The organism is Vibrio sp. 10N.261.52.A1, assembly GCF_002876325.1.
Classification (GTDB): Bacteria; Pseudomonadota; Gammaproteobacteria; order Enterobacterales; family Vibrionaceae; genus Vibrio; species Vibrio chagasii.
In genome coordinates this window covers 1-454 of the sequence record NZ_MCYD01000104.1, presented here as the reverse complement: position 1 = coordinate 454, position 454 = coordinate 1, and the positions used below count along the sequence as shown (strand labels likewise).

The 454-nt window shown below is 40.5% G+C and carries 1 protein-coding gene; it reads left to right on the top strand.

Going from position 1 to position 454, the window contains the following annotated elements; genetic code table 11:
- Window positions 1-91: 91 nt before the first annotated feature.
- Window positions 92-454, top strand: a 363-nt coding sequence (gene greB, locus BCT81_RS01365; protein WP_102423047.1) for a transcription elongation factor GreB, incomplete at its 3' end; no start/stop codon positions are given.

Genomic DNA, 454 nt, shown 5'->3' with positions numbered 1-454 from the left:
TTATTGGAGAAAAAGTCGCCTAAATAATTGTTAACGTATGTTGCCTTTCTATATATTCTATCTTAGATCATCCTTTCATTAAGTCAGATTTATGAAAACCAAACTTATCACTCGAGAAGGTTATAACAAGCTCAAAGCAGAACATGACCACTTATGGCACGAGAAACGCCCTGAAATTACTAAGATAGTCACTTGGGCGGCAAGCCTTGGAGATCGCTCAGAAAACGCAGATTACACCTTCAATAAGCGTCTACTTCGTCAGATCGATCGCCGAGTTCGTTTCTTAAGAAAGTTCCTACCTGATGTCACGATCGTTGATTACTCGCCACAACAAGAAGGTAAGGTATTTTTCGGGGCTTGGGTCGAAATCGAGAATGATGATGGGGAAAATAAGAAGTTTCGAATTGTCGGTCCAGAAGAGATCTACGGCGATGCTAAAGGTTATATCTCTATC